This is a genomic window from uncultured Georgenia sp. (assembly GCF_937958535.1).
Classification (GTDB): domain Bacteria; phylum Actinomycetota; class Actinomycetes; order Actinomycetales; family Actinomycetaceae; genus Oceanitalea.
This window is the reverse complement of record NZ_CALGNQ010000274.1, coordinates 1-6,957: the sequence shown is the minus strand read 5'-3', so window position 1 is coordinate 6,957 and position 6,957 is coordinate 1. Positions and strand designations below refer to the sequence as shown.

The following is a 6,957-nucleotide window of genomic DNA, read 5'->3' as shown; positions in this document are numbered from 1 at the left end:
GCGGGACGTCGGCGTACTCCACCGCCTGCCACGCGGTGGGCAGGACGTCGGAGAGGTAGAGGTAGCGCTCGTCCGGCTCCCCGTCGTCGGGGACGACGACCGGTCCGACGTCGGCGAAGGGCACCCGCAGGTACTCCGCCTGCCCGCCGGGGACCTGGCCGTAGAGCGTGGTGTACCCGAACAGGGCGGCACCCTTGCCGTGCGCCCGGACCTGGGTGGTCTCGCACTGGCTGTGCAGCCCGCGCGAGCACATCCAGCAGCTGCCGCAGGCGATGACGAAGGGGATGACCACCCGGTCGCCGGGCTTGAGCGAACGCACCTCGCTGCCGACCTCCTCGACCACCCCCATCGGCTCGTGGCCCAGGACGTCGCCCGGTTCGAGGAACGGCCCGAGCACGCTGAACAGGTGGAGGTCCGACCCGCAGATGGCGGTCGAGGTGATCCGGACGACGGCGTCGGTCGGTTCCTCCAGCCGGGGGTCGGGGACGTCCTCCACGCGGACGCGCTCGCGTCCCTGCCAGGTCAGTGCACGCACGCCGGTCAACCGGTGGTCGTCGTCGGCTCGTCCTCGCCCTCGGCCTGGGACGGCCGCGGCTGGTCGGACTCGAGCTGCTCCGGGTCGGCGTCGGGGTCCGCGGCCGGGTCGTACGGCCCGGTGGTCGGGTTCTCGCTCATGTGCGCCACCCTCCCACCGGCGTACGGGCTCTGCACCCGGAGACTGCTGCGGTTGCCGGGGTGCGCCGCGGCCCCGATCCTGTGGCGATGACGTCGGACACCGCGCCCGCGGACACCACCCGCCTGGCCCGCCGGATCACCCCGTGGCTGCTCTTCCTCTTCATCCTCGGGGACGTGCTCGGCGCGGGCATCTACGCCCTTGCCGGTGAGCTGTCCCGGGAGGCGGGCGGTCTCATGTGGGCCCCGCTCGCGCTGGCGCTCGTCATGGCCCTGCTCACCGCGGCGAGCTACGCCGAGCTGGTGACGAAGTACCCGAAGGCGGGCGGTGCGGCGGTCTTCGCCCAGCGGGCGTTCCGCCGACCGTGGGTGTCCTTCGTCGTCGGGTTCGCGATGCTCGCCGCCGGCGTGACGAGCGCCGCCGGGCTGTCCCTCGCCTTCGCCGGCGACTACCTGTCGACCTTCCTCGACGTCCCGGTCGTCCTCGCCGCCCCGCTCTTCCTCCTCCTGCTCGCGCTGCTCAACGCCCGGGGGATCCGCGAGTCGGTGCGCTCGAACGTGGCGATGACGGTCGTCGAGGTCTCCGGGCTGGTCCTCGTCATCGTCGTCGTCGGGATCGCCGTCGGGGGCGGTGCGGGTGAGGCGAGCCGGCTGGTCGACCTGCCCCCGGAGACGGGGGTGGCCTCGGCCGTGCTCGGCGGGGCGCTGCTCGCCTTCTACTCCTTCGTCGGCTTCGAGGTCTCGGCCAACGTCGCCGAGGAGGTCCAGGACGTCAGCCGGGTCTACCCCCGGGCGCTCTTCGGTGCGCTGGCCGTCGCCGGTGTGGTCTACGCGCTCATCGGCGTCGCCGCCACCGTCATCATGCCGCCCGGTGACCTCGCCGGCTCCTCCAGCCCGCTGCTCGACGTCGTCACCGCCACCGGGGTGGGCGTTCCGGAGTGGGCGTTCTCCGCGATCGCGCTGGTCGCCGTCGCCAACGGCGCGCTGCTGACGATGATCATGTCCAGCCGGCTCGCCTACGGGATGGCCGACGAAGGGCTGCTGCCGACCCCGCTGACCCGGGTGCTGCCCAACCGCCGCACCCCGTGGCTGGCCATCGTCGTGACGACGGCGGTGGCGGTGGGCCTCACGCTCGTCGGGGACCTGGCCATGCTCGCCGAGACGGTGGTCCTGCTCCTCCTCGTCGTCTTCGTCAGCACCAACGTGGCCGTCCTCGTCCTGCGCAAGGACCGGGTGGAGCACCACCATTTCCGCACGCCCCGGGCGCTGCCCGTGCTCGCGCTCGTCACCTGCGGGGTGCTGCTGAGCCGGCAGTCGGGGACGGTGTGGCTGCTCGGGGCCGGCATGCTCGCCCTCGGCGTCCTGCTCCATCTCGTCACGCGGCGGTTCAGCACCGCCTCCGCCGGCTCGGTGGCGGCCACGACGGCCGCCTGAGCAGCCCGGACCGGTGCGGTGCGCCGGGGGCCCGGCACCCTCCCACCGCCGACCCCGGGCCGCCCGCCCTGCCGAGCCGCCCGGCGGGTGGGACGTCCTCCGGGCGGCCGCCCCGCGCCGATAGGCTCGGCAGCCATGGCGTGGGAGTTCTGGATCGACCGGGGCGGCACCTTCACCGACGTCGTGGGGCGCCGCCCCGACGGCTCGCTCGCGGTGGCCAAGCTGCTCTCCCACGACCCCGCCCGCTACCCGGACGCCGCCCTCGCCGGCATCCGTCGGCTCCTCGGGGTGCCCGCCGACGCGCCGATCCCCACGGAGCAGGTCTCCGCCGTGCGGATGGGCACGACGGTGGCGACGAACGCGCTGCTCGAGCGGCGCGGCGAGCCCACCGCGCTGGTCATCACCCGCGGCTTCGCCGACGCCCTGCGGATCGCCTACCAGGAGCGGCCCGACATCTTCGCCCGCGAGATCGTCCTGCCCGAGCAGCTCTACGGCCGCGTCGTGGAGATGGACGAGCGGCTCGCCGCGGACGGCACCGTGCTGCGCGAGCTGGACGAGGCGTCCCTGGAGGCGGCGCTGCGTGAGGTGCGCGCCGAGGGGATCGACTCCATCGCCGTCGTCGGCATGCACGCCCACCTCCACCCGGTCCACGAGCGCCGCGCCGGGGAGATCGCCCGCCGGCTCGGCTTCTCCCAGGTCTCGCTGTCCAGCGAGGTCAGCCCGCTCCTCAAGCTCGTCCCGCGCGGTGACACCACGGTCGTCGACGCCTACCTCTCCCCCGTCCTGGCCCGGTACGTCGCCGGGGTCGCCGCGGAGCTGCCCGGTGTCGACCTGCAGTTCATGCAGTCGCACGGCGGGCTCGTCGAGGCCGGCCACTTCCGCGGCAAGGACGCCATCCTCTCCGGGCCGGCCGGCGGGATCGTCGGGATGGCCCGGACCTCCCGGGCGGCCGGGGTGGAGCGGGTCATCGGGTTCGACATGGGCGGCACCTCGACCGACGTCTCCCACGTCGCCGGGGAGTACGAGCGCGTGCTCGACGCCGTCGTCGCGGGCGTGCGGGTGCGGGCGCCGATGCTCGACATCACCACGGTGGCCGCGGGCGGCGGCTCGGTCCTCCACTTCGACGGCAGTCGCTACCGGGTGGGTCCGGACTCCGCCGGCGCGGACCCCGGCCCGGCGAGCTACGGCCGCGGCGGGCCGCTGACCGTCACCGACGCCAACGTCCTGCTCGGGCGGGTCAGCCCCGAGCACGTCCCCCATGTCTTCGGGCCCGACGGCGACGCCCCGCTGGACGCCGGGCTGGTGCGCCGCCGCTTCGCCGCGCTCGCCGCGGAGATCGGCGCGGCCACCGGGACCACCCCGACGCCGGAGGAGGTGGCCGAGGGCTTCCTCGCGGTAGCGGTGGCGAACATGGCCACCGCGGTGAAGACGGTCTCGGTCCAGCGCGGCCACGACGTCACCGACTACGCGCTGACGAGCTTCGGCGGGGCGGGCGGCCAGCACGCCTGCGCCGTCGCCGACTCCCTGGGCATCCGCACGGTCCTCGTCCCGCCCCTGGCCGGTGTGCTCTCCGCGCTCGGCATGGGCCTGGCCGACACGACGGCGATGCGCGAGCAGTCCGTCGAGCAGCCGCTGGCCGACACGCTCCTGCCCCACCTGCACGACCTCGCCGCCCGGCTCGAGGCGGAGGCCGCCGCGGAGGTCGCCCGCCCGGGCTCCCCGGCCGCCCGCGACGTCCACCGCCGGGTGCACCTGCGCTACCAGGGCACCGACACCGCCGTCGTCGTCGCGCTCGGCGACCCGGCCGCCATGCGCGCCGAGTTCGAGGACCGCTACCGCCGGCTCTACTCCTTCCTCATGGACCGGCCGCTCGTCGTCGAGGCGGTGAGCGTGGAGGTGGTGCGGCCCGCCGAGGGCGCCCTGCCGGTGGTCGCGGCGCAGGACGCGCGCCTCGAGCCGCTCGGCACCGTGCCGCTCCACACCGGCGGCGGGTGGCGCGACGTGCCGCTCCACAGCCGAAAGCAGCTGCCCGCCGGCGCGGTCGTCACCGGACCGGCCCTCGTCGTGGAGGCCAACGCCACGACGGTCGTCGACGACGGGTGGCGGGCCGTCGTCGGGCAGACCGGGGAGCTGCGGCTCACCCGGACGAGCGCCGTTGCGGCCCCCGACGTCGCGACGACGGCCGACCCGGTCATGCTCGAGGTCTTCAACAACCTCTTCATGTCGATCGCCGAGCAGATGGGGGCACGGCTGGAGGCGACGGCGCAGTCGGTGAACATCAAGGAGCGGCTCGACTTCTCCTGCGCGCTGTTCGACCCGGACGGCAACCTCATCGCCAACGCCCCGCACATGCCGGTGCACCTCGGCTCGATGGGAGCGGCGGTGCAGGAGGTCATCGAGCGCACCCGCGGGACGATGCGTCCGGGCGACGTCTACGCCGTCAACGACCCGTACCACGGCGGCACCCACCTGCCCGACGTCACCGTCATCACCCCGGTCTTCGCCGACGACGGCGCGCGGGTGCTGTTCTACCTCGCCTCGCGCGGGCACCACGCGGAGATCGGCGGGCTGACGCCGGGGTCGATGCCGGCCTTCTCCCGCACGCTGGAGGAGGAGGGGGTGCTCTTCGACGCCTGGCTGCTCGTCTCGGCGGGCCGGTTCCGGGAGGAGGAGACCCGGGCGCTGCTCACCTCCGGGCCCTACCCCTCGCGCAGCCCGGAGGTGAACCTCGCCGACCTGCGCGCCCAGGTGGCCGCCAACGCCAAGGGCGAGGCCGAGGTGCGGGCGATGATCGACCACTTCGGCCTCGACGTCGTCCTCGCCTACATGCGCCACATCCAGGACAACGCCGAGGAGGCGGTGCGGCGGGTCATCGACGCGCTGGAGGACGGCGCGGCGGAGTACGAGACCGACAGCGGCGACCGGATCGTCGTCACCGTGCGGGTGGACCGCGCGGCCCGCGAGGCCACGATCGACTTCACCGGGACGACGGCCCAGCTGGCGTCCAACCGCAACGCGCCCGCGGCGGTGACCACGGCGGCCGTGCTCTACGTGTTCCGCACCCTGGTCGCCGACGACATCCCGCTCAACGACGGCTGCCTGCGACCGCTCCACATCATCGTGCCGCGGCCCTCGATGCTCGCGCCCGAGCACCCCGCGGCCGTCGTCGGTGGCAACGTCGAGACGTCGCAGGCGGTGACCGGTGCGCTGTACCGGGCGCTCGGGGTGCAGGCCGAGGGCTCCGGCACGATGAACAACGTGACCTTCGGCAACGCCCGCCACCAGTACTACGAGACCGTCGCCTCCGGCTCCGGTGCGGGCCCCGGGTTCCACGGGACCGCTGTCGTCCAGACCCACATGACCAACTCCCGGCTCACCGACCCGGAGGTGCTCGAGACGCGTTACCCCGTGCTCGTGGACTCCTTCGCGGTCCGGCGCGGCTCGGGCGGCGCCGGGCGCTGGCGCGGCGGCGACGGCGCGGTACGGCGGCTGCGCTTCACCGAGCCGATGACGGTCAGCCTCCTCACCGGCCACCGCCGCGTGCCGCCCTACGGGATGGCCGGCGGTGAGCCGGGGGCGCTGGGCGTGAACCGGGTGGAGCGCGCCGACGGCACGGTCACCGAGCTCGCCGGCGACGACGTCACCGAGGTCGGCCCCGGCGACGTCCTCGTCGTGGAGACCCCCGGCGGCGGCGGGTACGGCACCCCGGCCTGAGCGGCCGGCCACCCGGCCCGCCGGCCCCACTGCGGCCTGGCTCGCCCTTCTCGATCATCGCTCGCCCCTCCCGGCAGCCTGGACTGAGCGAAATGGGCGAACCACCGGCTGAGCGGAGGGAGCCGGAGCACACCGGAGCCCGCCGAGGCAGCGTCAGGTGAAGCTCGGCATGTGCTCCCGGGCGAAGGCGAGGGACTCGGCGAGCGCCCGCTCCCGCTCGGCCGGCTTCATCTTGCGGGTCGTGACCTCGACGGCGATCGACCCGGTGAAGCCGAGCTCCGGGAGGGCGGCGAGCAGCTCCCGGCACGGCTGGCGGCCACGCCCCGGGGCCAGGTGCTCGTCCCGGTTGGAGCCGGTGGAGTCGGTGAGGTGGATGTGGGCGAGCCGCGGACCCAGCGCGTGGGCCATCGCCAGCGGGTCCTGCCCCGCGATGCCGGCGTGCGACAGGTCGAGGGTCACGTGCTCGTAGCCGAGGGACACCGGGTCCCAGTGGGGCAGGTAGGCGTGGCGCTCCTTGGTGCGGCTGCCGTCCTTGGCGCGGGCCTTCCACGGGAACATGTTCTCCACCGCGATCCGCACCTCGGTCGCGGCCTGGCGCCGCGCGATGCCCTCGACGAAGCCGGCGGCGTACTCGCGCTGCCAGCGGAACGGGGGGTGGACGACGACGACCTCCGCACCCACCGCCTCGGCGAGCTCCACGGAGCGGTCGATCTTGCCCCACGCGTCGGTGCCCCACACCCGCTGGGTGAGCAGGAGCGTCGGAGAGTGGATCGCCAGGACCGGCACGCCGTAGGTGCCGGCGAAGGCGAGCAGCCGCCCCGGGTCACGGGTCTCGGGCCACTTCCAGACCATGACCTCCATGCCGTCGTAGCCGAGCCGCGCGGCGTCGGCGAAGGCGGACTCCGTGCTGGCCGGATAGCAGGACGACGTGGACAGCAGGACCGGCGGCACCCTCACGAAGAGCGCTCCTCACCCTCCTGCGGGCGGTCCTCGCGGCGCCTGCCGTACCGCGGGTTGCCGTGCTCGTCCTCCCAGGGCCGGAACGCCGGCCGGGGCGGCGCGGCGGGCTCGGCCGGCGCCGTCGGGGGCGTGCCCTGGCCGGGCGGCGGCGTGGGCGCCCCGTACTGCGGTGGCTGC

Annotated in this window: 5 protein-coding genes and 1 pseudogene; 2 read left to right on the top strand and 4 right to left on the bottom strand. The window is 74.7% G+C overall.

From position 1 onward, the window contains the following. Window positions 1–535 (bottom strand): alcohol dehydrogenase catalytic domain-containing protein (locus Q0195_RS15295; RefSeq protein WP_299280086.1); only part of this gene is annotated, 535 nt, incomplete at its 3' end. A gap of 5 nt (window positions 536–540) precedes the next feature. Further along, window positions 541–675, bottom strand: coding sequence for a hypothetical protein (locus Q0195_RS15290; protein ID WP_299280084.1), 135 nt, complete (start codon window positions 673–675; stop codon window positions 541–543). An 87-nt stretch (window positions 676–762) separates the two neighbouring features. Here Q0195_RS15290 and Q0195_RS15285 point away from each other — a divergent pair, with 87 nt between their 5' ends. Together Q0195_RS15285 and Q0195_RS15280 are read left to right on the top strand one after the other, a co-directional pair. After that, entirely contained in the window at window positions 763–2,106 is a 1,344-nt protein-coding gene (locus tag Q0195_RS15285; protein ID WP_299280082.1) for an APC family permease, read from the top strand. Between the two features lie 135 nt (window positions 2,107–2,241). After that, the gene (locus Q0195_RS15280; protein ID WP_299280080.1) at window positions 2,242–5,820 is read left to right on the top strand and encodes a hydantoinase B/oxoprolinase family protein; all 3,579 of its coding nucleotides are present in this window, start codon (window positions 2,242–2,244) and stop codon (window positions 5,818–5,820) included. Window positions 5,821–5,973: 153 nt separating this feature from the next. Here Q0195_RS15280 and Q0195_RS15275 read toward each other — a convergent pair whose 3' ends face one another. Together Q0195_RS15275 and Q0195_RS15270 are read right to left on the bottom strand one after the other, a co-directional pair. After that, entirely contained in the window at window positions 5,974–6,777 is an 804-nt protein-coding gene (locus Q0195_RS15275; RefSeq protein ID WP_299280078.1) for a sugar phosphate isomerase/epimerase, read from the bottom strand. Further along, window positions 6,774–6,957: pseudogene (locus tag Q0195_RS15270) on the bottom strand (hypothetical protein); the annotation flags it as partial. The gene Q0195_RS15275 and the pseudogene Q0195_RS15270, both read right to left, overlap by 4 nt.

Bases quoted from the DNA above. Each gene is read 5' to 3' on its own strand.
- Q0195_RS15280 (WP_299280080.1), top strand. From the start codon at position 2,242: ATGGCGTGGGAGTTCTGGATCGACCGGGGCGGCACCTTCACCGACGTC.
- Q0195_RS15290 (WP_299280084.1), bottom strand. From the start codon at position 675: ATGAGCGAGAACCCGACCACCGGGCCGTACGACCCGGCCGCGGACCCC.
- Q0195_RS15285 (WP_299280082.1), top strand. From the start codon at position 763: ATGACGTCGGACACCGCGCCCGCGGACACCACCCGCCTGGCCCGCCGG.